General features: G+C 62.3%; 22 protein-coding genes. 15 read left to right on the top strand and 7 right to left on the bottom strand.

The features are described from left to right. The first annotated feature begins 1 nt into the window (after position 1). Genes EN850_RS13115 through EN850_RS13100 form a run of 4 tightly spaced genes read left to right on the top strand, consistent with a single transcriptional unit; the run spans position 2 to position 3,901 of the window. Positions 2-1,018: an ABC transporter permease gene (locus EN850_RS13115; protein WP_127277257.1), complete on the top strand. Its 1,017-nt coding sequence runs from the start codon at positions 2-4 to the stop codon at positions 1,016-1,018. After that, entirely contained in the window at positions 1,018-1,902 is an 885-nt protein-coding gene (ddpC, locus tag EN850_RS13110) for a D,D-dipeptide ABC transporter permease (RefSeq protein WP_127277259.1), read from the top strand. Before EN850_RS13115 ends, ddpC begins: the two co-directional genes overlap by 1 nt. Further along, positions 1,899-2,894 (top strand): ABC transporter ATP-binding protein, encoded by a 996-nt coding sequence (locus EN850_RS13105; protein WP_127870140.1) that lies wholly within the window; start codon positions 1,899-1,901, stop codon positions 2,892-2,894. The genes ddpC and EN850_RS13105 overlap by 4 nt, the downstream gene beginning before the upstream one ends. Further along, positions 2,891-3,901, top strand: a complete 1,011-nt coding sequence (locus EN850_RS13100) for an ABC transporter ATP-binding protein (RefSeq protein WP_127870139.1) — start codon at positions 2,891-2,893, stop codon at positions 3,899-3,901. The genes EN850_RS13105 and EN850_RS13100 overlap by 4 nt, the downstream gene beginning before the upstream one ends. Before the next feature lie 123 nt (positions 3,902-4,024). Here EN850_RS13100 and EN850_RS13095 read toward each other — a convergent pair whose 3' ends face one another. Beyond that, entirely contained in the window at positions 4,025-5,494 is a 1,470-nt protein-coding gene (locus EN850_RS13095; protein ID WP_136091439.1) for a M81 family metallopeptidase, read from the bottom strand. Between the two features lie 152 nt (positions 5,495-5,646). Between EN850_RS13095 and EN850_RS13090 the strand changes: the two genes are divergently transcribed. After that, positions 5,647-6,906: an amino acid deaminase gene (locus EN850_RS13090; protein WP_136091438.1), complete on the top strand. Its 1,260-nt coding sequence runs from the start codon at positions 5,647-5,649 to the stop codon at positions 6,904-6,906. A 114-nt stretch (positions 6,907-7,020) separates the two neighbouring features. Here the strand turns inward: EN850_RS13090 and EN850_RS13085 are convergent, their stop codons facing one another. The 5 genes from EN850_RS13085 to EN850_RS13065 all read right to left on the bottom strand — a co-directional run bounded on the left by EN850_RS13085 (position 7,021) and on the right by EN850_RS13065 (position 13,428). After that, a complete protein-coding gene (locus tag EN850_RS13085; RefSeq protein WP_136091437.1) occupies positions 7,021-7,818 on the bottom strand; it encodes a M55 family metallopeptidase in 798 nt (265 codons plus the stop codon). A 105-nt stretch (positions 7,819-7,923) separates the two neighbouring features. Continuing rightward, entirely contained in the window at positions 7,924-9,594 is a 1,671-nt protein-coding gene (locus tag EN850_RS13080; protein ID WP_136091436.1) for a serine hydrolase domain-containing protein, read from the bottom strand. 17 nt (positions 9,595-9,611) lie between these two features. Further along, positions 9,612-10,484: an ABC transporter permease gene (locus tag EN850_RS13075; protein ID WP_136091435.1), complete on the bottom strand. Its 873-nt coding sequence runs from the start codon at positions 10,482-10,484 to the stop codon at positions 9,612-9,614. Further along, positions 10,481-11,518 carry an ABC transporter permease gene (locus tag EN850_RS13070; RefSeq protein WP_246689194.1) on the bottom strand — a complete coding sequence of 346 codons (1,038 nt, stop codon included), beginning with the start codon at positions 11,516-11,518 and terminating at the stop codon, positions 10,481-10,483. Before EN850_RS13070 ends, EN850_RS13075 begins: the two co-directional genes overlap by 4 nt. A gap of 71 nt (positions 11,519-11,589) precedes the next feature. Continuing rightward, positions 11,590-13,428 (bottom strand): ABC transporter substrate-binding protein, encoded by a 1,839-nt coding sequence (locus EN850_RS13065; protein WP_246689193.1) that lies wholly within the window; start codon positions 13,426-13,428, stop codon positions 11,590-11,592. A 207-nt stretch (positions 13,429-13,635) separates the two neighbouring features. Between EN850_RS13065 and EN850_RS13060 the strand changes: the two genes are divergently transcribed. The 7 genes from EN850_RS13060 to EN850_RS13030 all read left to right on the top strand — a co-directional run bounded on the left by EN850_RS13060 (position 13,636) and on the right by EN850_RS13030 (position 21,290). Continuing rightward, positions 13,636-14,601 (top strand): LysR substrate-binding domain-containing protein, encoded by a 966-nt coding sequence (locus EN850_RS13060; RefSeq protein ID WP_245464375.1) that lies wholly within the window; start codon positions 13,636-13,638, stop codon positions 14,599-14,601. 239 nt (positions 14,602-14,840) lie between these two features. Beyond that, positions 14,841-15,767, top strand: coding sequence for an ABC transporter ATP-binding protein (locus tag EN850_RS13055; protein WP_246689192.1), 927 nt, complete (start codon positions 14,841-14,843; stop codon positions 15,765-15,767). Next, positions 15,764-16,711, top strand: coding sequence for an ATP-binding cassette domain-containing protein (locus tag EN850_RS13050; protein ID WP_136091433.1), 948 nt, complete (start codon positions 15,764-15,766; stop codon positions 16,709-16,711). The genes EN850_RS13055 and EN850_RS13050 overlap by 4 nt, the downstream gene beginning before the upstream one ends. A gap of 710 nt (positions 16,712-17,421) precedes the next feature. Continuing rightward, positions 17,422-17,685 (top strand): hypothetical protein, encoded by a 264-nt coding sequence (locus EN850_RS36830; RefSeq protein WP_135882439.1) that lies wholly within the window; start codon positions 17,422-17,424, stop codon positions 17,683-17,685. Next, on the top strand, positions 17,682-18,896 hold the full coding sequence (locus EN850_RS13040; RefSeq protein ID WP_127870132.1) for a glycosyltransferase family protein: 1,215 nt from the start codon (positions 17,682-17,684) through the stop codon (positions 18,894-18,896). The genes EN850_RS36830 and EN850_RS13040 overlap by 4 nt, the downstream gene beginning before the upstream one ends. A gap of 1 nt (position 18,897) precedes the next feature. Further along, positions 18,898-20,142, top strand: coding sequence for a glycosyltransferase family 4 protein (locus tag EN850_RS13035; protein ID WP_135920795.1), 1,245 nt, complete (start codon positions 18,898-18,900; stop codon positions 20,140-20,142). After that, positions 20,139-21,290 carry a glycosyltransferase family protein gene (locus EN850_RS13030; protein ID WP_136091432.1) on the top strand — a complete coding sequence of 384 codons (1,152 nt, stop codon included), beginning with the start codon at positions 20,139-20,141 and terminating at the stop codon, positions 21,288-21,290. The genes EN850_RS13035 and EN850_RS13030 overlap by 4 nt, the downstream gene beginning before the upstream one ends. A 37-nt stretch (positions 21,291-21,327) precedes the next feature. Here the strand turns inward: EN850_RS13030 and EN850_RS13025 are convergent, their stop codons facing one another. Further along, positions 21,328-21,999, bottom strand: a complete 672-nt coding sequence (locus tag EN850_RS13025; protein WP_135867326.1) for a class I SAM-dependent methyltransferase — start codon at positions 21,997-21,999, stop codon at positions 21,328-21,330. A 181-nt stretch (positions 22,000-22,180) separates the two neighbouring features. Here EN850_RS13025 and EN850_RS13020 point away from each other — a divergent pair, with 181 nt between their 5' ends. Genes EN850_RS13020 through EN850_RS13010 form a run of 3 tightly spaced genes read left to right on the top strand, consistent with a single transcriptional unit; the run spans position 22,181 to position 26,247 of the window. Further along, complete coding sequence (locus EN850_RS13020) at positions 22,181-24,895, top strand: ABC transporter ATP-binding protein (protein ID WP_135920808.1); 2,715 nt, start codon at positions 22,181-22,183, stop codon at positions 24,893-24,895. Between the two features lie 34 nt (positions 24,896-24,929). Continuing rightward, entirely contained in the window at positions 24,930-25,376 is a 447-nt protein-coding gene (locus EN850_RS13015; protein ID WP_127870127.1) for a cyclic nucleotide-binding domain-containing protein, read from the top strand. Between the two features lie 22 nt (positions 25,377-25,398). Then, complete coding sequence (locus tag EN850_RS13010; protein WP_127870126.1) at positions 25,399-26,247, top strand: MBL fold metallo-hydrolase; 849 nt, start codon at positions 25,399-25,401, stop codon at positions 26,245-26,247. Position 26,248: the final 1 nt, after the last annotated feature.

The raw sequence follows: 26,248 nt of genomic DNA, 5'->3' as shown, positions 1-26,248 counted from the left end.
CATGTCGCTTATTTCAACAATCCTTCGGCGCCTCGTCTTGCTGGTCTTCGTGGTGGCTGGCGTCGCGGTCATCACCTTCACGATTTCGCATTTGATCCCCGGCGATCCGGCTCAGTTGATCGCCGGTGACAAGGCTTCAGCCGAGACGTTGGCGCATGTGCGCCAGGAGCTTGGTCTGGACAAGCCCGTCACCCAGCAGTTTGTCATATACGTCAAGCAACTCCTGTCGGGCGATCTCGGCCAGTCCTTGCGGACACGGCGCCCGGTGGCCGGCGATATTGCCCTGTTCCTGCCCGCCACGCTCGAGCTCGGCATCGCCGCGCTGGTGACGGCGATCATGATTGGCGTGCCGCTCGGTGTGCTTTCGGCAATCTACAAGGACGGACCGGTCGACCAGGCGGCGCGTGTCGTGTCGGTTGCCGGCATTTCAATGCCGGTATTCTGGTTCGGGCTGGCGCTCATCCTCCTGTTCTACGTCAAGATACCGATCCTGCCGGGCAGCGGCCGCATCACGCTTGGCATCGCCGCGCCGCCGCGCATCACCGGCTTCTTCCTGGTCGACTCGCTGGTCGCCGGCGACCTGAAAGCCTTCTGGTCGTCGCTCTATCACCTCATCCTGCCGGCCTTTGTCCTCGCCTTCGCCAATCTCGGCATCATCACGCGCCAGATTCGGGCCTCGATGCTGGATGTCCTGCAGGAGGATTATGTGCGCACCGCGCGTGCGAATGGTTTGTCGCGATCGGCGGTCATCCTGCGGCACGCCTTGCCCAATGCCCTGATCCCGTCGGTGACGCTGCTTGGCCTCGCCTTCGGTGATCTGCTCTACGGCGCGGTGCTGACCGAAACGATCTTCGCCTGGCCAGGCATGGGGAGTTATGTGGTGTCATCGATCCAGACGCTCGATTTTCCCGCGATCATGGGTTTCACCATCGTCGCTTCGTTGGGGTACGTGCTGATCAATCTCGCGGTCGATCTGACCTATATGGTGCTCGACCCACAGATCAGGGAACTCGGCTGATGGCGGCGGATGGCATCGTCACATCGCCCCGGCCGGCTGCGCGGCTTCGCGCGGGACGGTTGTGGTATCGCGTGAAGGAAAGTCCTCTCACTCTGGTCGGCGCCGCGATCGCGCTGGCGGTGCTGTTTGTGATCATGGCCGCGCCCCTGCTGGCGCCCTACCCGCCCGACAAGATCTCACTTGCAGCAAGGCTTGCCGCGCCCAGCCCGCAGCACCTCTTCGGCACCGATGAGGTCGGGCGCGACCTGTTTTCGCGGGTGCTGTTCGGCGCGCGCGCGTCCTGCGGCATCGCCTTTGCCATCGTCATCATCTCGACCTTCATCGGCTCGATCATCGGCTGCCTGTCCGGCGTTGTCGGCGGCATCGTCGACACCGCGATCATGCGGCTGATGGATGTCTTCCTGGCGCTGCCGGCACTCATCCTCGCCATGGCGCTGGCCGCGGCGTTGGGACCGAGCCTGTTCAACGCCATGCTGGCCGTCGCCGTGGTGCGGGTGCCCGCCTATGTGCGACTGGCGCGCGGGCAGACGCTGTCGCTGCGCAACCGCACCTATGTGAAGGCATCGCGCAGCTTCGGGGCTTCGCCCGCCTATATGCTGCGCTGGCACATACTGCCTAACGCCCTGTCGCCCATCATCGTTCAGGCGACCCTGGATCTTGGTGGCACCATCCTGACGGCGGCGGCTTTGAGCTTCATCGGCCTCGGCGCCCAGCCGCCGACGTCTGAATGGGGCTCCATGGTGTCGAGCGGGCGCAACTATTTCCTCGACCAATGGTGGTATGTCACATTTCCCGGCCTGGCCATTCTGATCAGCGCCATGGGTTTCAACCTGCTGGGCGACGGATTGCGCGACATGCTCGATCCCAGGCTGGGTGGCCGATGACCGAACCGTCCGGCGATGTCCTGCTCGAAATCTCCGACCTTTCGCTCGAGTTCCGCACCTATCGCGGGCCGATCAAGGCGCTGAACGGGGTCAGCCTCAATGTCCGTGCCGGCGAGATCGTCGGCATCGTGGGAGAATCCGGGTGCGGCAAATCGGTGACCATGATGGCGGCGACGCGGCTTTTGCCCAAGGGCAGCGCGCACATTACCGGCGGCGGCATCCGTCTGTTCGGCAACGATCCGATGACGCTCAGCGAGCGTGAACTCCAGCATGTGCGCGGGCGGCTGGTGTCGACCATCTTCCAGGAACCGATGAACGCCCTCAACCCGACCCGACGGATCGGCGAGCAGATCGTCGAAGTCATCCGCCGCCACCAGCGTCTCGACAACGCGGCCGCGACGAGCAAAGCCTCAGGGCTGCTGCGCGACATGCTGATCAGCGAGCCGGAGCGGATCATGCAGGCCTATCCGTTCGAGCTTTCCGGAGGCATGCGACAGCGCGTGCTGATCGCCATGGCCTTCTCCTGCGAACCCAAGCTCATAATTGCCGACGAGCCGACCACGGCACTCGACGTGACGGTGCAGGCGCTGATCCTGGGCCTCATCAAACACAAGGCGATGAGCACGGGAACGGCCGTTGTTTTCATATCGCATGACATGGCCGTGGTGTCGCAGCTTTGCGACCGGCTCTACGTGCTCTACGCGGGACGGGTCGCGGAAGCCGGAACGACCGCGTCGGTGCTGGCAGCGCCAGCCCATCCCTACACGCGCGCCTTGATACGCTGTCTGCCGGGGCTGGCACCACCCAAGCAGCCGCTGGAACAGATCCCCGGCACCTTGCCCGACCTGCTTGATCCGCCTGCCGGCTGCCTCTTTCGAGCGCGCTGCCGCGAGGCGAATGATCGTTGCGTGTCGGTGCCACCGCTGGCTGCCATGGAGCCGGCCCGCCGCGCCGCCTGCTGGCGCCGTATCGAGGAGACGCAAGCCGCGTGACCAAGCCTCCGCTCCTCTCCGTCGAAGACCTGGAAGTCCGCTACCGTGTCACCTCGGGCTGGTTCGGCGGCGCCGACGTCCATGCCGTCAACGGCGTGTCGTTCAGCGTGGCCGAAGGCGAGACGGTCGGCATTGTCGGGGAATCCGGCTGCGGAAAAACCACGCTTGGGCAGGCGATCCTCGGCCTGACCGACATTTCCGCCGGTGCCATCAAACTCAGGGGAACCGAACGGGACCGCGCACGGCGCACCCAATTGCAGATCATCTTCCAGGATCCCCAATCGTCGCTCGATCCGCGTCTTCCGGTCTGGCGCCTGATCACCGAACCTCTGCACATTCGCGGCGGCTATACCCGCAAACAACTGATCGGGCGCGCAACCGAACTGGCCGTCTCGGTCGGCTTGCGGCCGGAACACGTCGATCGCTATCCGCACGAGTTCTCGGGCGGCCAGCGCCAGCGCATCGCGATTGCCAGGGCACTCGCCGTTGAACCGGCGCTGCTGGTCCTCGATGAGCCGACCTCGGCGTTGGACGTGTCGGTACAGGCGCAGATCGTCAATCTGCTGCTGTCGCTGCAGGCGGAGCGCAAGCTATCCTACGTGCTTATCTCGCATGACGTGTCGCTGGTGCGCCACGTGGCCGATCGTGTCGCCGTCATGTATCTCGGCCAGATCGTCGAGGAAGGCCCGACGCTCGACGTGCTTGACGCTCCCAGGCATCCCTATACCAAGACGCTCCTCGATGCCGTTCCGAGTTTCGATCGTCCACTGACCTCGATCGCACCGCGCGCCGGCGAATTGCCGAGCAACCGAACACTGCCGACCGGCTGCTTCTTCCGCGAGCGCTGCCCTTCCGCGACGACCGGCTGCGAACTGCCGCAGGTTTTGGCACCCGCCGACGGATTGCGAACAGTCCGCTGTCATCTGGTCACGCGCGCAACCGATACGGCGGTGCCGCGCACGGCGCCGCGACCGGTATTTTCCTCCCCGAATGATGCGATTGCTTAGAGCAATTCCAGGAAAAGTGCGTAGCGGTCTTCCCGGGAGAAGCGCGTGGCGCTTCCCCTTGGGAATTGCGTAAAAACAAGAAGCTAGAGCGGGTCGGGCGATTCTTTCAAACGCTGAACCGCTCTAAGCCGCGTCGGCCGCGAATGGATCTTCCACTTTCGGCCAATAGGGCGTCTTGAGCTTCGTGTAGGGGATCGCGGCGAAGTTGGGCTGCGTCGCACCGGGCGGGGCGCAGAACAGGATGCGCTTGGCGATCGGTGCGAAACCAGCCTGGAAATGGTAATTGGATTTGACGATGACGATGCGCCGCTCGCTTGGATTGAGACCGAGCGCGGTCATGCAGTCGGGATGGAAGACCTGCGTGCGTACCGTGTTGATGATCAGGTCGATGCCGCCGTCCGTGGTAACCCATGCCGCATCCCCGAGCGGCCATGGCATGGTGCCGAACAGCTGCGTCAGCTCGCGACCGAGGCCTTTTACCGTAACGCGCAGATCGACAGGCATACCCGAGAACACGCCACACTTGCCGCCGACCCGCAGGTTTATGGTACCGCCGACCCCGGCCTCGACGCAGAAGCGATAGGCGATCGGGTCCCAGTACATGGCGCTGGCCACGTTCCCGATGCCGCGCTCTGTCAGCCGGCGCAGGATGTAGGTGGAGTCCCCCGGCGCGCCGCCGCCGGCATTGTCCGAAACATCCGCGATGACGATCGGCCCTTGCGGCTCGGCGAGCGCGATATCGAGCGCCTCGTCGATGCCGAGGAATTTCGGGATCAGGTCGTTGCGCAATGCGAAAAGCTGCTTGCCGAACCTTTCGGCTGTGCGCTCGGCAAGCGACTTGTCATCGTTGGTGACGACCAGCATGCGGGCTCCGACATCCTCGACGTCGCCATGCGGAAAACCATGTCCGAGCGAGACTGATAGTATGCCAGGCTCGGCCTCGGCGGCGATCATGCCATCGACGAAGCCGCGCATCGGCTGCTCCTGCACCCGGAAGGTGCTGATCATGCGGCAGTCGTAAAGCGCCATCACCGGCCTGACCCTGCCCTCCACCGTGTCGACGACAATGCGGTAGAGCTCGCCGGCACGGTCCATGATATCGGTGTGCGGATATTCCTTGTAGGCCACGATAGCTGTGGCGTTGTCGACCATCTTCTGGGTTGTGTGGCAGTGCAGATCGAGCTCTGCCCCGATCGGGATGTCGGGCCCGACGACAGCCCTGACATGCGCGAGAAGGTCACCCTCGGTATCGTCATAGCCTTCCGCGACGAAAGCGCCATGCAGCGCCAGAAGCACGCAGTCGACCGGCATGGCGGCCTTGAGCTCGTCGAGGATCTCGTCGCGGAACTGCTCGTAGACATTGCGGATGGTTATGCCTCCGGGCTCGGCGCAGACGCACAGGCTTTCCACGATCTCGTGGCCGTCGGCCTCGCCGCGCTGACGCCACACGAACAGCTGGCAGGACGGCTCGTTCAATGCCTTCGAGGTGGCGTCGCCCCGCGCAATGCCCATTTCCTCGAAACTGCGGTAGCCGGTCGGGATGGGCGCGAACGTGTTGGTCTCGGTGTCCATGCCCGCTATGAAAATGCGCATTCCTTCGTCCTCAACCCAATTTTCGTTTAAGAAAAATCTTTTCTCATCATCAAACTATTATATGATTTCCGCAAGCGCCTGGACCATGTAAAGAGCTGCGCCAGACCGCGTTCACGCGGCATCCGGCGGGTGGCACAGAATCGGAAATTCACATGCATCTTCACCCGCTCGACGATCTGGTGCTGGACGAAACCACCAAGGCCATTCCGCCAGGCGTTGCGGTCCGTCTTCATGATGTCGGTTCGATGGGCTGGAACCTCCTGCGCGGAGATGTGCCGCTGCCGGCAGCGGTCATCAGGGAGTCCGCGCTCGACCACAATTCGCGATGGATGCAACGTTTCCTCGCCAAGCGCAACGCGGTCATCGCGCCGCATGTCAAGACGACGATGTGCCCTCAGATCATGCAGAGGCAATTGCGCGACGGAGCCTGGGGCGTGACCGTCGCCACGCTGCACCAGATGAAGGTTTGCCGTCGGTTCGGCATCGATCGCATCGTGCTCGCCAACCAGCTTGTCGGACGGTTGGAACTGGACGCCCTGGTCGCCGAGTTGAACGCTTCGCCCGGCCTCGACTTCTACATGCTGATCGACAGCCTCGATGCCGTGCGGCTGGCGAGCGAGGCGGTCGACCGCTCCGGAACGGCCTCGCGGCCGATCCAGGTGCTGGTCGAGCGCGGCTATCCGGGCGGCCGCACCGGTTGCCGCGACAACGATGCGGCGCTCGAGGTGGCGCGTGCCGCGCATGCGGCGCCGCAACTGCGGCTCTGCGGCGTCGAGGCTTTCGAGGGACTGATCAAGCCGAAGGACGGCGGCCCGGCACAGGCGGTCGCGGATTTCGTCGACGAGATCGGCGCGCTCTACGAAGCATGCGCCGGCGAAAACCTGTTCGAGCGCGCGCCACCGATCGTGACGGCCGGCGGTTCGTCGTTCTACGACATCGTCCTCGATCGCCTCGCCGGCAGCGGCGCGCAGGTCATGACGCGCAGCGGCTGCTATGTCAGCCATGACAGCGGTGTCTATCAGGCAGAGCAGAAGCGCATCCTTGCCGCGACCGGCGAGAATGAGGGGCTGATCAACGCGCTGGAGGTCTGGACCCATGTGCAGTCCTGCCCGGAACCCGGCCTGGCGATCCTGACCGCCGGCAAGCGAGACTTTGGAACCGACTCCGGACTGCCGGTACCGCTGCTCATTTCGCGCGGCGACGGTTTGCCCGAAACGCTGACGGGCTGTGCGATTTTCGCCAGCAACGACCAGCACGCCTACATGCGCTTTCCGGAGGCGGTTTCGGTCAAGGTCGGGGATCGTGTCGGACTCGGCGTGTCGCATCCCTGCACGACCTTCGACAAATGGCAGATTCTGTTTCTGGTCAACGATGAGTATGACATCGTCGGCGCGCTGAAGACCTATTTCTGACCAACCCACCGACGTAGAACGGTCGCAGCGCGGTTGCGGCGGCTCTATCGGGGCAAGTATTTGCCGGGGCGGCCCGCCACGGATCGGACGGGCCGCGCCTATTCCGCTCAATGGTCAGACGACAAACCGTATCGCGCGCTGAATGTCGAAGAAATTGTCCGCCTCGAAACGAAGCGTGCGCGGGGCGGGATGCTCCATGCCCGGATACCAGCTTCCCCTGTAGGCTTCGATCGGGGTGGTATATTCCACGATGAGTTCGAACCGGTCGGCCAGTCTCAGCCGACATTTCGACAGATCGCGCGAAAGCGAGGCTTCCACCGTCTCGCGTATGGCCTTGACCGAGCCTTGCGGCGAGAGCGACGACGTCGCCGGCCCGAACCCCTCGCTGGTTGCAACGGTTGCGATCTCGGGCACCAGTGCCTTCGCCTCGCCGCACATGCCGGCATCGCCAGACAGAAAGACCGATGGCACGCCGTAACGGGCAGCGCAGTGCGCGTTCAGCGTATATTCGGATGCCACCTCCCCATTGATCAGCATCCTGGACACGGTGCCGGTCAGCGTGTGTGCCAGCGGATTCGTGTCGGTGCCGGCCTTGTTGTGGTAGCCGGTATAGAGAGCGGCATCGAAGGTGTCATCGATGCCGAACATCATCGCATCCGGATGGCCGCTCCAGCCGCGCACGATGCTGACATAGGCTGGAAGCTTGGACAGGATCAGGTTGCGCGCCGTCGAATGGGCGTCCTTGACGACGATTTCGGTCGCGCCCGCCGCCTTGGCGCCTTCGCAGGCCGCGACCAGTTCGTCGGTCATGTATTCCCGGAACTCGGCATAGTCGGGATTGCCCTTGCGCGCCTCGTCCCAGTTGGTGATGCCGGCCGTGCCTTCGATGTCGGCGCTGATAAAGACTTTCATGTGCTTGCCTTTCGATTTCATAGAAAGTCGCCGCGCACGCGGCTTGAATGGCGTCCGGGCCCGTGCGGTTGACGCGGCCCGCGCGGCGATGGCTGCCCGGGCGTCTTAGGCCGCCATTTCGGCCTGCCGGCGCTCCAGAAACATGGGGCCGACGCGGATGCCGCGGCGTCCATTGTCGTCGATGGCACCCAGCTCGAGAATCTCCTCCTCGTAGAGCAGCCCGTGCATGCGGAACCGGCCGGCATCCACCGGCTCGCAGCTATGGGTGCAGAAATACTCGATCAGGCATTTCAGCTGGCCATGGCTGTAGGTCAGATAGGTGATGTTGAAGTCCGGCCCGTATTCGCCCAGGTGCGGCGCGATCTCCGGCGGCACCTTCTCGACCGGCAGACTATCGACACGTGACCAGGTCGCCCCTTTCCAGTCTAGCTGGTTGGCCTTCGAGAAGGAGAGATTCATGTGCGCATAGTCGGCGCCGCGACCGTAGATGCGTCCGTCGATGACGAAGTAATTGCCCGAGACCGGGCGGATCTGCAGCGGCACGCCCTCCCCCATCAGGTAGAGCTTGCCGTCCTTGTTCTTCACCTCGACGACCTCGCCGCCCGCCTCGTGACGATAGAGGCCGGGCAGGCTTGCGAACTGGTCTTCGGTGATGGGCGGCGGGGCCTGGCCGCGAAGCGGCATGCGTCCCATGCCGCAATCTGCGAGGGCGATGCGCAAGCCATCGCCCGCCAGCCGGGAGGCTATCTGATTGGCGAAATCAAGCGTGGCGAAGATCAGGACGCCGAAGCCGGCCCTCGGCAGGAGCATCATCTGCGACGCATAGCCATAAACCGCGCCGCCATGGCCGACGGAGGTCCACCCGTCCATGTCGCCGACGCCGAAGCACAGCCCATACCCGTTGAGGTCCTTGTTGTGGCCTTCGGGGCGCTTGCCGATCGGGGTCCACATCTTGCGCAGCGATGCGGGGCTGACGATGGCATCGCCGTTGGGCGCGAAGCCGCCCCGCAGCAGGCACCGCGTATAGTTGGCCATATCGGAAGTGGTGGAGAATATGTTGCCGGCGGGCGATCCGCCCAGGTTGAACACCGGCGCGGGGCTATCCCCGTCCAACGTCCACATGTCGGCCGGCGCCAGCCTTTCGCGGATGCCGGGGGCCATGCCTGACGACGTGTCGTTCATGCCCAGCGGCTTCAGAATGTTTTCGGTGATGTAATCGGCGTAGCTCTTTCGCGTCACCCGCTCGATCACCATGCCGACCACGGCGATGCCGGCATTGGAATAATGCATGATGCCGGCGCTGGGATCCTGCTTCAGCGTGGATGTGGCAAGCTCGGCGACGGTGTCGGCCAGCGGCGGCTTGTGTGAATCCAGATAGTGTCCGCTCTTGGGTTCGCGCACGATCCCGGCGGTGTGGCTCATGAGCTTGGCCAGGCTGATCTGCGAGCCGTGGGGTCCGCTTTCACGCCCGGCGAACGGATTGACCGGGTGAAAACCGGGCAGATACTCCGAGACATCGACATCAAGGTCGACCAGCCCCTTCTCCACGAGTTGCATGATGGCAACCGACGTGAAGGTCTTTGTGATCGAGCCGATGCGGAAACAGGTGTCGTCCTTCATGTCGAAATGGCGATCGTGCCGCTGTATGTGGCCGTGCGTCATGAGGCCGTCCCTGTCGACCAGGGCATAGGAGATCGACGGGATCGCCTTGTCCTCCACCTCGTGGCGGATAAGGTCTTCAAGAAGCTCGATGGCGTGGGGGGAAAGCGAAGACACGGGGATACTCCCTGATTTCAATTTGTATGACGGGGATCGAGAATGTCGCGCAAAGCGTCGCCGACGAGGTTCCACGCCAGCACGAACAGGAAGATCGCGGCTCCCGGGAAGGCAAGCGTGTACCAGTACTGGAACGGGTTGCCGGGCTGGCCGACGATCCAGTTGCGCGCATAGGCGATGAACTGCCCCCAGTCGGCGTAGCCTTCCTCCGTGCCCACTCCGAGGAAGCTCAGGGCGGACGCGGTGAGCACCATCGAACCCGTGGCCATGGTAGCCAGAACCAGCACGGGGAAGAACGCGTTGGGCAGGATGTGGAACACGATCAGCCGGAAATCGCCGGCGCCGTAGCTTCTCGCCGCATTGACGAAATCCATCTCGCGGATCCGCAGGATTTCACTGCGCACCACACGCGCATAACCCATCCATCCGAAAGTCGTCAGCGCCACGGTTATCGGCCCGAGCCCCTTGCCGAGCAGGGCAGTCAGCACCATGGCGGCGATGAGGAAGGGAACCGCCATGAAGACGTCGACGATACGCATCAGCACTTCGTCCACGACGCCGCCGTAAAAGGCCGCGAGCGATCCGATGATCGTGCCGATCAGCACGGAGATGGCGACGACGCCGAGGCCGATCTTGAAGGCCGTGCGGGTGCCCCAGATCACGGCGTAGTAGATGTCGTACTGGCCTTCGGTGGTTCCGAAGATCGCCTCGGGCGACGGCGGTTGCGGCGTTGCCAGGAAGCCCGCTCTCGGCGTGTCGTAGACCGACATCTGGAATTCCTGCGGCGGTGCGAGCACAGGCGCGAAAATCGCGATCAGCACGAATGCCAGCAACAGCAGCACGCCAACCAGCGAGATCGGGTTACGCTTCAGATAGCCAAGGGCTCTCATCGCCTCTTCACCCTCGGATCGAGCAGCGGATAGATCAGGTCGACGGCCAGGTTCAGCACCACGAGAACGACCGCGAAGTAGAGGCCGAAGCCCAGCACCGCCGGAAAATCCAGATTGGCGGCAGTCTTGGCCGCGAACTGGCCGAGGCCGGCATAGTCGAAGATGGTTTCGGTGATGACGACGCCGCCCATCATGGCGGCCAGCTCCATTCCGGCGATCGTCGTGACCGGAAGCAACGCGTTGCGCCTGGCATGATGCAGTTCCACCACGCGCCGGGACATGCCCTTCGCGCGTGCCGTGCGGACATAGTCCTGGCGCAGCGTTTCCAGCATCGACGTGCGCATGACACGCGTCATGTTGGCAAGATTGACGTAGGTCAGGGTGATGACGGGGGCAGCGAGATGCCTGAGCGTATCCCAGAAAATGGCCAGATTGCCGTTGAGCAGCGCGTCGATCGTGTTCGCGCCGGTGTAGCGGGTGAAGCCGGGCGAGGTGACGGCGGCCTGGGCCCACTGGCTGAGGCGCCCGGGCGGGAACCAGTCAAGCGCGGAGTAGAAGATCAGCAGCATCAGCAGTCCGAAGACATAGACCGGGAACGACCAGCCCAGGATGGTGAAGATGCGGATCACATGGTCCGGCCAACGGTTGAGATGGATGCCGGCCCGCGAACCCAGGTAGATGGCGAGCAGAAAGCCAGGAATGAACGCCAGCAGGACCAGTTCCAACGTCGCGGGCAGCAGGGAAGCCAGCGCGTGGGCAACAGGCTGGCGCGCGGTCTCGGACCAGCCCAGATTGCCCGTCAGGATGTTGCCGATCCAGCGTCCGTATTGAATGTAGAAGGGATCGTTCAGCCCATACTGCTCGATCATCCTGCGAATGCTGTCCTGGCCGCCCTTGAGGAAGTCCGGGGACGGCGCGTACGCCGCCAGGCGCTGTGTCGGCGACAGCGACATCTGCAGCGCGAAAAGCATCAGCGACAGGGCGATGAGAACGACGGGCAACATCAGGAGCCGCCGCAAAGCGTAGTTCAGCACATCAGCATCCGCACCATGAGGAATAGCCGTTTCACCGGGCGACGATGGCGCCCGGTGAAACCCGAAGCTCTTTAATCGGCCTTCTTGGTGACGGGATAGAAATCCCAGGCGCCGTAGAGGATCATGTTGTGCACGTAGCCGTCGATGTTGCTGCGGGTGACGATGTACCCGAAGTCCTCCCAGAGGAACTGCGTGGTGGCATAGTCGTAGGACATGTCCTGCAGCTTGGCATAGATCGGCTCGCGCACGGCGGGATCGCTCGAGGCCCAGGCCTGGTCGAGAAGCGGCTTGAACTTCTCCGCCATCAGGTCGCGGTAGCCCTGGCCGAGCATGCCGCCGACAAGACCGGTCGGGGACAGATAGTAGGTCGCGGCACCCAGCGGACCACCCGGGTCGGAATAGTCCGGTCCCCAGCCCATGTAGGTGAGCGGCGAGGCAGGCTTTTCACGGTTGTTGAGCTTGTCCGAGATCGAGGCCCAGGGCAGCGACTGGATCTTCATCTTGAACTTCGGATTGATCCGCTGCAGTCCCTGCTGGAGCGCGGAAAGTGCCGCCGTGCCTTGCGGCGTTCCTTCCTGCACATAGGCCGTGAAGGTGAAGCCGGTATCCCACAGCTTGCCGCCGAAGGCCTTCTTGAAGTGCTCCGCGGCCTTTTTCGGATCGTAACTGTAGATCGGCGAGTCGGCGCGGTAGCCCATGATGCCGCGCACGGTCGGGCCGCGCGCCTGCACGGTCTTGCCGAGCAGGGCCTGCTTTATCAGCGCATCGTAATTTTGGGCGTAGTTGAAGCCCTGGCGGACATCGATGTCGGAGAAGAAGTCCGGCGGGATGCCGTTGCCGTCCAGCTTGCCGCTGCCGATGGCGGGGTTGTCGGCATCATCCAGCGGCCACGCGAAATAGAGGCCACGGCTGAACACCTTGGGCAGGCCGTCGATGACCTTGACACCATCCGTCTTGGCGAGCTCGTCCAGGAACTCGACGGGCGTCGTCACGAAGTCGGCATCGCCGGACAGCAACTGCAGCCGACGCGTGGTCCATTCCGGAACCGTGCGCATGACCACGCGCTCGAGCGAGGCCTTGCCCATGAAGTAATTGTCGAAACGCTTCAGCGTGATGCGGCGATCGGTGCGATCCCATTCGTCGAGCATGAACGGACCGGTCCCGTTCTCCTGGGCGAACAGCGGATCGTCGCCGAGTTCGGGACGGTAGTACTTCTTCCAGTTGTCCCCGTTGCCATCCCACCCGCCGACCGAGCCGACCCATTCCTTGTCGACGATCGAAGCACCGAACGGCAGCGCCAGAACGCCAAGCGTGGCGGGGAAGGATTTTGGCAGCTTCAGCGTGACATTGTCACCCTCGACGGTGATCTGCGACGCGAGTTCGTCATAGACCTTGCGTAGCGCTTCGGGGCTGGCATCCTTGATGTCCGATACCTTGCCTTCGGCTTCGACCCATTTGGCGACGTCGGTGTATTTGCTCGCCGTCACCACCTCGGTGATGGCGTTGGACATCCATGACTGGCCCATCAGGATGGCGCGCAGCAGCGAGTAACGCACGTCTTCGGCCGTGATCTCGCCATAGCCGGGCTCGATCTTGGCCTTCTGCTCGTCAGTCAGCCCGTCATAGTACTGCCAGGTGATCTTGCCGTCGTCGCCCTTGACGCCGACCTTGTGGGCGTGGACGCCCTTCCGGATCGGGAAGGTGTAGCTGACCGAACCGTCCGCGTTCTGCTTGATCAGGCCGTTTTCGAGGCTCGGCACTTGCGACGACAATGAAGGCACGAATTCGGAAATCTGGGAGCCGTTGTAGTTCAACAGGCGGCTGTAGACGTTGAGCACGCCGTAGGAGCTCGGCGTGTTTGCAATGTAGGCCGGATCGAACGACTGAACATCGTCAGTCCAAAGAAACACAAACGTTCCGGGATTCTTGGTTTCTGCAACGGCGGACGACGCAAAAGCGCCTATGCCCATGCAGAAGGCTAATGCCAAGGCACGTTTCATTTTCATGAATATGTTCCCACAATTGACTCGAGGTCTTTTTATCGTTGCGTGCGAAAGCTAGGAGCAGGCTTGCGCCACTGTCCAATGCGTAGATAGGATCGGTTATGCGAATAATGCATGAGGTCGACTGTGGAGCTGGCGTGGTTTGAAGACTTCCTCGAGATCGCAGCGACGCGGAATTTCTCGACCGCCGCGGCGTCCCGAAATATCTCGCAGCCGGCCTTCAGCCGGCGCATCAAGGCGCTGGAGGCTTGGGTCGGCGCCGAACTTATCGACCGCAGCACATATCCGGTGCACCTCACCAGCGCGGGCGCCATTTTCGTTCCGCGCTGCCAGGAAATGCTTCGCGACATGTACCGCCTGCGCACGGACTGCCGCAACGCCGCCGGCGCCAGCTCACGGCTTCTCACTTTCGCCGCGCTTCATACGCTGGCTATCTATTTTTTTCCCAAGTGGATCAGCCATCCCGAAATGCCAAATGCGCCGGTCCGCAGCAGCATGCACACGGGCGACTTCCTGGAATGCGTTGAGCACCTGTCGTCCGGCAAATGCGACTTCGCCATCACCTACGATCACCCTGACGGTCCGCCGGTCCTCGAGGGCGGACCCTTCGAATCGCTTCAAATCGGCAGGGATCGCCTCGTTCTGGTGTCTGGTGTCGACCAGACGGGAGCGCCGCTCTTCGATGTCGATGTGCCGGAAGGCACCAGGATTCCCTACCTCGCCTATTCCTGGAGCGACGGCTATCTCGGCAAGCTGATCTCGCTCATCCAGTCGCGCTGGCGGCGTCCTCTCAATCTCAGCATCGTCTACCAGTCCTCGCTTGCCGAAGGCCTGAAGCAGATGGCGATCGCCGGGCAAGGCGTGGTCTGGCTGCCGCAGATCTGCGTTCACAAATCGATCGCCCAGGGCGAACTCATCCAGATTGGCGGACAACAGCTGTCCCTGGAGATCGAGATCAGGATTTTCCGCCGTGTGGGCTCGCGCAGCCGGGACGGCGAAGCGCTGTGGAAATATCTCTCGCGAACCGCCGAGCAGGCGCGCGGACGCACCCTGGTTGATCCGACACTGACCATGCGCTGAGCGGATCGAGGGTCCATTGGCGAGTTAATGCGAAATCCGATAGAGCGATGCAGAGATTGCATAACTTCGGGTGGAGTGCCGGGAAGCCTGACAATCGCAGGGCCGATGCCGTCTGGCGAGGCATTCCGGGCCATTCCAAGGCATGGCTTCCAGGCGACCGGGTGATGGGCCCTATTGACAGCCCACATGCTCGCTGCGTTCGATACCGAGTGTCGCGACCATTGCGCCTGGAGTGCCTTTTGACCGTCAAGTCCGCCGCCACAGCGAGCCTTCCCGACGATGTGATCCTCTCGGTCGAGGACCTTGAAGTCTGCTTCGGGGCAAGGGGGACAAAGGTGGTGCCGGCTGTTCAGGGCGTATCGTTCCAGATCAAGCGTGGCGAGACGGTGGCATTGGTGGGCGAGTCAGGTTCGGGCAAATCGGTCACCGCCATGACCGTAATGCGCCTGACCGAATATGATGGCGCCAGGATCACGGGCGGCCGCATCCTGATGAGGCTCAAGGACGGCGACGTAGCCGATCTGACAAGGCTTTCCGAAAAGCGCATGGAGGGGCTCCGCGGCTTTGAGTTCTCGATCGTGTTCCAGGACCCGATGTCGAGCCTCAATCCGGTGTTCACCGTCGGCGACCAGATTGCGGAGGTGGTCACGAGACACCAGGGCAAGTCGCCGCGCGAGGCGCGCGACATCGCGCTGAACGTGCTCAAGCTCGTGCGCGTGCCCGACGCCGCCCTCAGGCTCGACCAATATCCGCACCAGTTGTCCGGCGGCATGCGCCAGCGCGTCATGATCGCCATTGCACTGGCGTGCCGCCCCTCCTTGATGATCCTCGATGAGCCGACCACCGCGCTCGATGTCACCATCCAGGCGCAGATTTTGGATCTTGTCCGCGCACTGCAGCGCGAGATCGGCATGTCTGTTCTTTTCATCACCCATGACATGGGTGTGGTCGCGGAAATCGCCGATCGCGTCTGTGTCATGCTGAAGGGCGAGATCGTCGAATCGGGCTCGGTGAACCAGATTCTCGTGGATCCCCGACACCGCTATACGCGCGCGCTGATCTCGGCGGTGCCAAGGCTGGGCAGCATGGCCGACAAGGATGGGCCCGAGAAATTCCCGCTCGTCATATACAATGCCGAAGTCTCGCAGCCGGAGGTTTCGGCATGAGCGTCGCACCGCTCGCAACGGACAGAAAGCCGCTGGTCGAGGTCCGCGAGCTTGTTACGCGTTTCGACCTGCGGGGCGGTATCTTCGGCGGCATAGCCGGCCGGGTCCATGCGGTGGAGGGCGTTTCCTTCGATATTTTCCCGGGTGAGACCCTGGCGTTGGTGGGGGAATCGGGCTGCGGCAAGTCGACCGTGGCGCGCAGCATCATGCAGTTGGACAAGCCCTTGTCCGGCGCCATTCGCTACGACGGCAAGCAGATGATCGGCGCGGGGCGGGCAACCCTTGCGGGCTTCCGGCGCGAGGTGCAGATGGTCTTCCAGGACCCGTTCTCCTCGCTCAATCCGCGAATGACGATCGGGCAGGCCCTGACCGACCCGATGCGCGTCCACCGCATAGCGCGCGGCGGTGAGCTGCGGAATCGGGCGGCGGCCCTGCTGGCAAAAGTGCATCTGCCGCCGGAACATCTCGAACGCTACCCTCATGCCTTCTCGGGCGGTCAACGGCAGCGCATCTGCATCGCCAGGGCTTTGGCGCTCGATCCCCGCCTCCTCATCGCCGATGAAGCGGTCGCCTCGCTCGACGTCACGATCCAGGCTCAGGTCATCAACCTGTTGATGGACCTGCAGCGCGAGATGGGCATCGCCATCCTGTTCATCAGCCATGACATGGCCGTGGTCGAGCGCATCGCGCATCGCGTTGCCGTCATGTACCTGGGCGAGATCGTCGAGATCGGCGACCGCCGATCGGTCTTCGGCAATCCTCAACACCCTTATACGCGCAAACTGCTTTCGGCGGTTCCCGTCGCCGATCCGGCGCGACGACCGGTTGGACGCGAACCGATGTCGGATGAGATTCCCAGCGCGGTACGCGGCGTTGATTTTGTTCCGGTCCGTCTACCCATGAATGCCGTTTCGCCCACCCATTTCGTGCGCGAGACGGCCTGATCGGACCGCCGTGACGGTGCTTGGCGCAAAAAAGCCGGCAGCCTTGGGGCCGGTATATGTATCCGGAATGTTGATTCTACTGAGGTTTTCGTGAGCCAAAATCGGAAATCTTTCCGTGCCCCTCCGTATGGTTCCGCGACAGACTAAAAGTGGCAGGCATAGGCGGACCGCGAAACTGGAATGATGCCCAGCCGATTGTTTCCAGAACATCCAAGCCGTTGATCCAGCTGCATTTTTTGTTTATGGCGCAACGCCAGCCGCCCACCTCGCGCCCAAGTTCGCATAGACGCGCGGATCACGGACCCGGTCCTCGAGGGCAGCCAGCGCCGGGTCATCGAACTGCCAGCCCAAGAGAGAATTGGAGGCCATGGCGATCCACAAGCACCTGGTCTTGCACACGCCCTCCCGCGGGCGCTGCGTTGTGAGCGACGGCATCCACTCGATTCTTGCTGAAATTCCAGCTAGCCTAGGCGACAAATGGCTCAGTTCTGGTCGATGAATGACAATCAGACCGCCCGTCAAGAGATTGATGGGCAGCACCTTTGGTCCCCAAGACCGAGAGCAATGGCGCGCGAAATGAGTTCTACAACAAAATGGGCCGTGCGACTTCCGGCGACCGATCAATTGGCTATATGGGCAGGATAATTCGCCTTCACCGCTCCGAAATCAATGGAGTTCGGAGACACCGGAACTTTTTGGAATCAAGAGGGATGATTTCTGCCGATCTTTTGGATACCACGTTCCCCTTCGATCCAGACACCAACAGGGCGTCTCGGCCCGCTCCCGCCGAGGCGATATTCGTCAATCCAACAAGTTTCGGACTCAGGCAATCGGAAAGCCTGCCTGACAGGCACACCACGGAAGCAATACAGATCGAAAATGGCGGCCTCATTTTTCAGAACCAGGATGCTTTCGAAGCCGGCGCGCCGCTCACGGTCCTCAAGGCGAGAATTCTAAGAGACGTTCAACAATGACCCAGCACGCAGAAAACGCTCGAATTCTCATGTACAGCCACGACACGTTCGGGCTCGGCCACTTGCAGCGCTGCCGGACTATCGCGCATTCGCTGGTCGAGGATTTCCGCGGACTTCAGGTGCTTATCATTTCGGGTGCGACCATCGCTGGCGCCTTCGACTACCGGGCCCGTGTCGACTTCGTGAAGATCCCCAGCGTCATCAAGTTGCGCAACGGCGAATACACCTCGCTGGAAAAGGATATCGATCTGCATGAGACGCTCAGGATGCGCCAGTCGATCATCCGCCATACGGCCGAGACCTTCCGGCCGGATATCTTCATCGTCGACAAGGAACCGCTCGGCCTGCGCGGTGAGATTGAGGATACGCTGTCCTACCTCAAGACGCGGGGCACCACGCTGGTGCTTGGCCTGCGCGAGGTGATGGATGCGCCGCACCTGCTCGAGGCAGAGTGGGCGCGCAGGGATGTGATGCGCAAGATAGGCCTGTTCTACGACAAGGTCTGGGCCTATGGCCCGCCGGATTTCTACGATCCGTTGACCGGCTTGGATGTGCCGCCGGCTGTCAGGGCAAAGATGAGGTTCGTCGGCTTCCTGCAACGGAGCCTGCAGCGGAACGAGTTGCCTGGCCACCGGCCCGAGGGCGACTATATCCTCGTTACCACCGGTGGCGGCGGCGACGGTGCCGAATTGATACACGACGTCATCGATGCCTATCATCAGGATCCGCAGTTGCAGCACAGGGCGCTGATCGTGCTCGGGCCTTACATGCCGGCGCGCAAGCGCAACAAGCTGCTCAGGAAGGGGTCCAAGATCCCCTACATCAAGATCATCGAGTTCGACAATCGCATGGAAGACCTGATTGCCGGCGCCAAGGCGGTAGTGGCGATGGGTGGTTACAACACCTATTGCGAGATACTGTCTTTCGATAAGCCGGCGCTCATCGTGCCGCGCATAGAGCCCCGCCAGGAACAGCTGATCCGCGCTCGGCGCGCAGCCGAACTCGGCCTCATCGAGATGCTTTTGCCGGAGGAAGCCAAGGACTCCCAGCGGTTTGCCGATGCACTGGTGGCGCTGCCGGACCGGTCCCGCCCCTCACAGAGTAATCCGCATCTGACGCTGGAAGGGCTGCCGCATATTTCCGAGATTGTCGCGGAACTGCTGGACCGGCGGGCCGGCCATCACCTTTCGGTTGTTGAAGGAACCATCTGACTTGCAACATCGCAAGATCGTCGTGGTTCTGAAGGGCTATCCACGGCTGTCGGAAACTTTTATCGCGCAGGAACTGCTCGGCCTCGAACGCGCGGGGTTCGACTTGATACTCGTCGCGCTCAGGCGGCCCACCGACGCAAAACGCCACCCCGTGCATGACGAGATCAAAGCGCCCGTCCACTACCTGCCGGAATATCTGCACGACGAGCCGCTGCGCGTGCTTCGCTCGCTGTTTGCTTGTTTGCCGCGGCCGGGTTTCTGGCGCGCGCTCGGATCGCTGGCCGCCGATATCCCCCGCGACTTTACGCGCAATCGCGCACGCCGCTTCGGGCAAGCGCTCGTGCTGGCGGCAGAATGGCCGCAAGACGCCGGCTGGTTGCATGCCCATTTCGTGCACACGCCGGCATCGGTGACACGCTATGCCAGCCAGCTTCGTGGCCAGCCGTGGAGCTGCTCGGCCCATGCCAAGGATATCTGGACTTCGGCGGACTGGGATCTGGCCGGCAAGCTTTCCTCGGCGCGTTGGACGGTCACTTGCACGAAAACCGGCTTCGACCACCTGAAAAAACTCGCCAATGGCAACTCGTCCGTGCATTTGAGCTATCATGGGCTCGACCTTGACCGCTTCGGCAGTTTCAGTGCGGCGCGAAAGCAACATGACGGCTCGGCCCAGGGCGGACCGGTCATCATTCTGAGTGTCGGGCGCGCCGTCGCAAAGAAAGGTTACGACACCTTGCTGGGAGCCCTTGCCCTGTTGCCTGGCGATCTGGACTGGCGTTTCGAGCATATCGGCGGCGGCGAGGAACTGGAACGGCTCAAGGCGCTGGCGAAAAGGCTCGGACTGGATGGTCGCATCTCCTGGAAAGGTGCGCTGGCGCAGAAGGAGGTGCTTGAGCACTACCGCCGCGCCGACATCTTTGCCCTGGCCTGCAGGATCACCGCGGATGGCGACCGGGACGGTCTGCCTAATGTTCTGGTGGAGGCGGCCAGCCAGCGGCTTGCCTGCGTGTCCACCGATATTTCCGGCGTGCCGGAGCTCTTGTCGTCGGATGAAACCGGGCTGCTGGTTCCGACAGAAAACCCGATTGCCCTGGCACAGGCGCTGGAGCGCCTGATCCGTGATCCCGTGCTGCGCGCTCGCCTCGGCGACGCCGCGGAGGCGCGCGTGCGCGGCAATTTCGATCATATGGCGAGCATTGGACAGCTCAAGGAACTGTTCGAGCGCGAGTGGCGGGCCGCCGGTTGAAGCAGCTGCGTGCGTTCCTCTATGTCCAGCACCTGCTCGGTATCGGCCATCTCGCACGCACCAGCCGCGTCGCGGCGGCTCTGGTCGATGACGGGTTTGAGGTAACCGTCGTGACCGGCGGAGCGCCGGTCTCCGGGTTTCCGGGACCGGGGGTAAAGTCCGTAACCCTGCCACCTGTCACCTCCGGTGATGAGGGATTTTCCGGGCTTGTCGACTTGCAGGGCATCCCCATCGACGATGCTTTCAAGAAACGGCGTTCAGAGATGCTGCTGCGGGCATTCCGGGATTGCAGGCCTGATATCGTCATTGTCGAGGCGTTTCCGTTTGGACGCCGGCAGATGCGTTTCGAATTGTTACCGCTGATCGAGGCCATCGCCGCGACTTCGCCCAGACCGCTGCTGGCGACGTCCGTCCGTGATATCCTCCAGGAGCGCGTCAAGCCGGGCCGAAACGAGGAAACAGTCGATCTCATCAACAGGCATTTCGACCTGGTCATGGTCCACGGCGACCCGGCTTTCGCGACCATCGACAAGACATTTCCACTGGCCGGCGCGATCGGGGCTGAGGTCACCTACACAGGGCTCGTCGCGGCGCCGCCATCGCCCGCGGCCTCCGAGCGCTTCGACATTCTGGTGTCGGTTGGCGGCGGGGCTGCCGGAAAGAGCCTTGTTCACTCCACCATCGCAGCGGCGCGGAACGCCAAAAACGGTTGGAAATGGTGTTTGATCACCGGCCCAAACCTGCCGAAAGCCGAGTTTGACACGATCGCACGCGATGCCACGCCTGGCCTGTCCATCTTCCGGTTCCGAGAGGATTTCGCCAGCCTGCTGACCGGCGCCCGCCTGTCGGTCTCGCAGGCGGGTTACAACACGGTCTGCGATGTGCTGCGCGCGGGTTGTCGCTCGCTGCTTGTTCCATTTGCGGCCGGCGGGGAAACCGAACAGACGGTTCGCGCCCTGATGCTCGAAGAACTCGGTCTGGCAACGGTGTTGACCGAAAAGGACCTGACGCCTGAAGGTCTGGCGCAAGCGATCGAACAGGCGTTTGGGGCGCCGACGCCAGCCGCGCACCGTCTCGATCTGGAAGGCGCGCATCGCTCGGCGCAGATTCTGCGTCAGCGGTATCGAACCTGGTCGCCGAAATCCTGACGCGGGCCGCGCCTGGGTTGGATTCGCGCAAAGCGCGTCAAACAGTTCCAATCAGCATGAAGCGCGTATACTTTTTCGTCGGCAGTTCACCGGAGAACCGCACCTCCCGTAGCGCCGCCATTGCTTCGAAGGCTGCCAGTGAAGCCACGCAGTTGATATGCGTCGGCTCGCTGAAATAATCGTTGGATTGCAGCAGTACGTTCGTGCCTCGCGGAAGCAGGGCAAGCCAAGCACCCAGATCAGCTATGTGTTCGCAGCTCGTGTTGACCACCAGGTCGGGCCGCCCGGCCGCATAGTCGAGTGCGTACATATCCTCCGTCAGCGCCCGGAAGCGGTCGCCGGCTTCCCGGTTGAGGGTCCGGGCGACCGGCCCGACTTCAGGATCGATGTCGATGCTGTCGATCGCCGCAATGTCGAAACGGGCGTCGTTGAAAAGCATCGCCGGCAACACGCCGTACCATCCACCCAGAACCCATATGCGCCCGAACCGGCCGCCGCAGCTTTCGAACAGCCCGTCGAGCGCCCACATCTTGCAGGCGACCTGCTTGTGGTTGAAGGCGTTGGCGATATCGGCCTTCGGGTGCTTGGCGATGACGCGCGCCAGCCCTGCCACGAGAGGGCGATCGACATAGGCCGCAATTCCTCGGGTGAGGTCGAAGGCTTGCTCGTGCCAGTCCATGCCGGCATTGCGCGGTTGCGTGACATCCATCATATTCGCCTTGTATGTTGGGATTTCGGGCGACACAACGCAATCTTGCTGAGCGCAGCACTGCCTCCGTGCACTGCAGCTTCGAGCTTGTCATTGGCGACGAAGAAATTGCCGATACGCCATTCGCCAGCAGGTGCTTTTACATCCAGCACCCTTCCAACTGAAGGCTCCACGATCGCATATGGAACCCAGCCTAGCCCGCTACATCTGGAAGCACACCAGGAAGCAGCAGATCTGGATATTGTTGATCGTCTTGCTTTCGATGATCCCGTATTTCATGTCCTTCGACCTGCCGAAGCTGATCGTCAACGGCCCGATCCAGGGCAAGGGGTTCGAGCAACCGGGCGCGACCCTGCCCTTCATGAGGCTGCACTATAACCTGCCGTTCATTGGCGAGGTCCTGTTGTTCTCCGGCTTTCAGCTCGGCCGCAAGGCGACGCTGCTTGCCCTGAGCATTGTGTTCCTCTTGCTGGTCGTCATCAACGGCCTGTTCAAACTCTACATCAACACCTACAAGGGCCGCCTCGGCGAACGCATGTTGCGCCGTATCCGCTTCGATCTGGTCGATCGTGTGCTGCGTTTTCCGCCGATTTACTTCAAGCGGGTGAAATCCGCCGAAGTGGCGACCATGGTGAAGGACGAGGTGGAGCCGCTGGGCGGCTTCATCGGCGATGCCTTCCTGCAGCCGGTGCTGCTCGGCGGCCAGGCGCTGACGGCCATGCTGTTCATCATGGTCCAGAACGTCTGGCTCGGAGCGATAGCCATCGTGATCGTGGTGATCCAGATCGTGCTCATCCCGCGCATGCGACGGCGGCTGCTCGTGCTCGGGCGCCAACGGCAGTTGACGGCACGCGCGCTTTCGGGCCGGGTTGGCGAAATCGTCGACGGCATCGGCGCTGTTCACGTCCACGATACGTCGAACTACGAGCGCGCCGACATAGCTGCCCGGCTCGGGCTCATCTTCAAGATCCGCTTCGATCTTTACCAATGGAAATTCATGGTAAAGTTCCTCAACAATTTTCTGGCGCAGCTCACGCCCTTCCTGTTCTACATGATCGGCGGCTATCTGGTCATTGCGGGCCGGCTGGACGTCGGCCAACTCGTGGCCGTGATCGGCGCCTACAAGGACCTGCCTGGACCGATGAAGGAACTGATCGACTGGGATCAGGATCGGCAGGATGTCCAGGTCAAATACCAGCAGGTCGTCGAACAGTTCACCGTCGAGGATATCATTGCGCCGACGATCGGAGCACTGACGATCGACAATCCCGGTCCGATGACAAACCCGTTGTCGGCGGTCGGTCTGTCAATGGCGGACGATGGCGGTGCAATGCTCCTCAACCGGATCTCCATGCAGGTCAAGCCGGCCGAGACGGTGGCGCTGGTCAGCACCCCGACAGGTGGAGCGGAGGCGCTGGCAGAAGCCTTCGCGCGGCTGAACTGGCCGGAAAGCGGAAAGGTCGCTTCGGGCGCCGATGACCTGCTTGAGCTCCCCGAAGCAGTGACCGGCCGGCGCATGTCCTACGCCTCGTCGGATGTTTTCCTGTTCCAGGCAAGTCTGCGCGATAACCTGCTCTACGGGTTGAAGCATGCACCGCTGACATCGGTGACTTATGACGGCGCCGCGGCGGACCAGCAGCGCTGGAACATCGACGAGGCGCGCCGGTCGGGCAATCCGGATCTCGATATCCACAGCGACTGGATCGACTATGCTTCCGCCGGTGCTACCGGCCCGCACGACCTCTTCGAAGCGGTGCGCCGGGTGCTCGACGCGGTTCTTCTGTCGCGCGACATTCTGGATCTTGGCTTGCGTTCTTCGGCCGACCTAACGCGTCACACGAAGCTTGCCGGGCGTATCGTCGAACTGCGTGCAGCGCTGCGAACCCGGCTCGAACAGGAAGGGCTGCGCGAACTGGTGGTTCCTTTCGAGCCAGGCGCTTACAACACGGAAGCGACGATCGGCCAGAACCTGCTGTTCGGCGCTGCCGCCGGCCCCGAACTGGCCGACAAGGCTCTGGCGGCCAATCCCTATTTTGCTTCCGTGCTGAAGCAAGCCGGCCTCGACCGCACGCTCTACGAAATGGGCATGGAGATCGCCGAACAGGCGATCGAGCTGTTTGCCGACCTGCCGCCCGATCACCAGTTCTTTCAGCAGCTCGCCTTCATGAGCGCCGAGGAGATCCCCGCCTACGAGACCTTGCTGCAGCGGCTCAAGAACCGGTCCTACGAGGCGGTTTCGGAGGCCGACCGCGCCATGATCATCACTTTGAGCTTTGCCTATATCGAGCCCCGGCACCGCTTCGGCCTGCTGACCGACGAGCTGATGAGCAAGATCGTCGCCGCACGCAACCAGTTCTATGAAAACCTGCCGCCCGAGCTGCAAAACGCGATCGAACGGTATGATCCCGCCAAATATATCGCCGCGGCCACCGTCATGGACAATGTCCTGTTCGGGCGTCTGGGCAACAACCATCCCGACGCGCCGGACCGCATACGCTCCATCGTCTATGAAATTCTTGACGAGCTGGGGCTTTATGCCGAGCTTCTGAATGTCGGCTTGGATTTCAACGTCGGTGCCGGCGGCAGGCGGCTGACCGGTGGACAGCGACAGAAGCTCGATGTTGCCCGCGCCTTGCTCAAGCGTCCCGATTTTCTCATCCTCAACCGGCCGCTGTCGGCGCTCGACCAGCGCATTCAGGAGAAGGTGCTGCGAAACGTGCTCGAGGAAGCCAGACGCGACGGCCATTCGCCGGCAATTGTGTGGGTCGTGACGAGTCCGGCAATGGCCACAGGGTTCGATCGCGTTATCGTCTTTGACTCGGGTCAATTGGTGGAAGACGGTACACACGAGACACTTTTGGCAGGAAACGGTATCTTCAAGGAACTTCTGTCATAGTCTGGCAGACGCGAATTTAGGAAGGTTTGCGACAATGCTGCTCAAGGATGAAGTCGGAATGCTGCAACGCGTTCCCTTGTTCTCTGGCATTGAGCCGGCAAAGCTCAAGCTGCTCGCGTTCACATCCGATCGCGTGAAATACAGCGCCGGCCAGATTCTTTTCCGGCAGGGCGACGAGGCGGACGCCGCCTATGTCATCCTTTCAGGCAGCGCGGACATTCTGGTCGATTCCGATAGCGGGCCGATAAAAGTTGCCGAACTGCTGCCAAATTCGATCGTCGGCGAGATCGCCATATTGTGCAACAGCTCCCGCACTGCCGCCGTCAGAGCGGCAACTGATCTGGAGGCCTTGAGAATCCGCAAGGATCATTTCCTGAGGCTTATGAGGGAGTTCCCGGAAATGACGATCGAGATATTGCGGGTTCTTGCCGATCGGCTAAGCCATACGACCGCGGATCTGATCGACGCACGAACCGCCTAGAGCTACGATGGGCGAAAGTAGTATGGACGACGATTTTTTCCTGGTCAGATTTTGGGGCGTGCGCGGCAGCATTGCGGTATCCGGGCCAGAATTCGCTCGCTATGGCGGCAACACAGTCTGCATTGAGATGCGATGCGGCAAGCATACGCTTCTGTTCGACGCGGGCTCTGGCCTGCGGCCTGCCGGCAGGGCGTTTCAGGCGGCGGATATGACCGATTTCGACCTGCTTTTCACCCATTGCCACTACGATCACATCATCGGGCTGCCGGCTTTTGCGCCGATCTTTGACCCGAGCGTCAAGCTTACCATTTGGTCCGGGCATCTTGCCGGGCGCATGACGACCCGGCAGATGATCGATGAGTTCATACGGCCGCCGTGGTTTCCGGTGAAAATGGACGTCTGCAAGGCAAAGCTCGACTGCCGCGATTTCGTGTCCGGAGACGTGCTTCGGCCGCGCGAAGGGGTCGTGGTTCGGACCGGCAGCCTTGCCCATCCGGGCGGCTGCATAGGCTACCGGGTCGAGTGGGGCGGCCGCATCGTGGCGGTGATCACGGACACCGAGCACGAGCCGGGCAAACTCGATCAGTCGGTGCTCGGCCTCATCGACGATGCCGACCTCGTCATTTACGATTGCACCTACACCGAGAAGGAAATGGAACGCCGCCGCGGTAACGGCCACTCGACATGGCAACAGGGCGTCAAGCTCTGTGAGGCGGCCGGCGCGCGGGGGCTCGCGCTATTTCACCACGATCCGGCACGCACCGACGAGCAACTGGACGAGATGGAGAAACTGGCCAAGGACCGGTTTGCCGGCGCGTTTGCCGCGCGGGACGGCCAAACGCTCGAATTTCCAGTGCAGAAAAAGCGCTGAG

It is taken from the genome of Mesorhizobium sp. M8A.F.Ca.ET.207.01.1.1, assembly GCF_004794715.1.
GTDB lineage: Bacteria > Pseudomonadota > Alphaproteobacteria > Rhizobiales > Rhizobiaceae > Mesorhizobium.
Note: the sequence above shows the minus strand (reverse complement) of the source record. Positions and strands in the feature narration are given on the sequence as shown.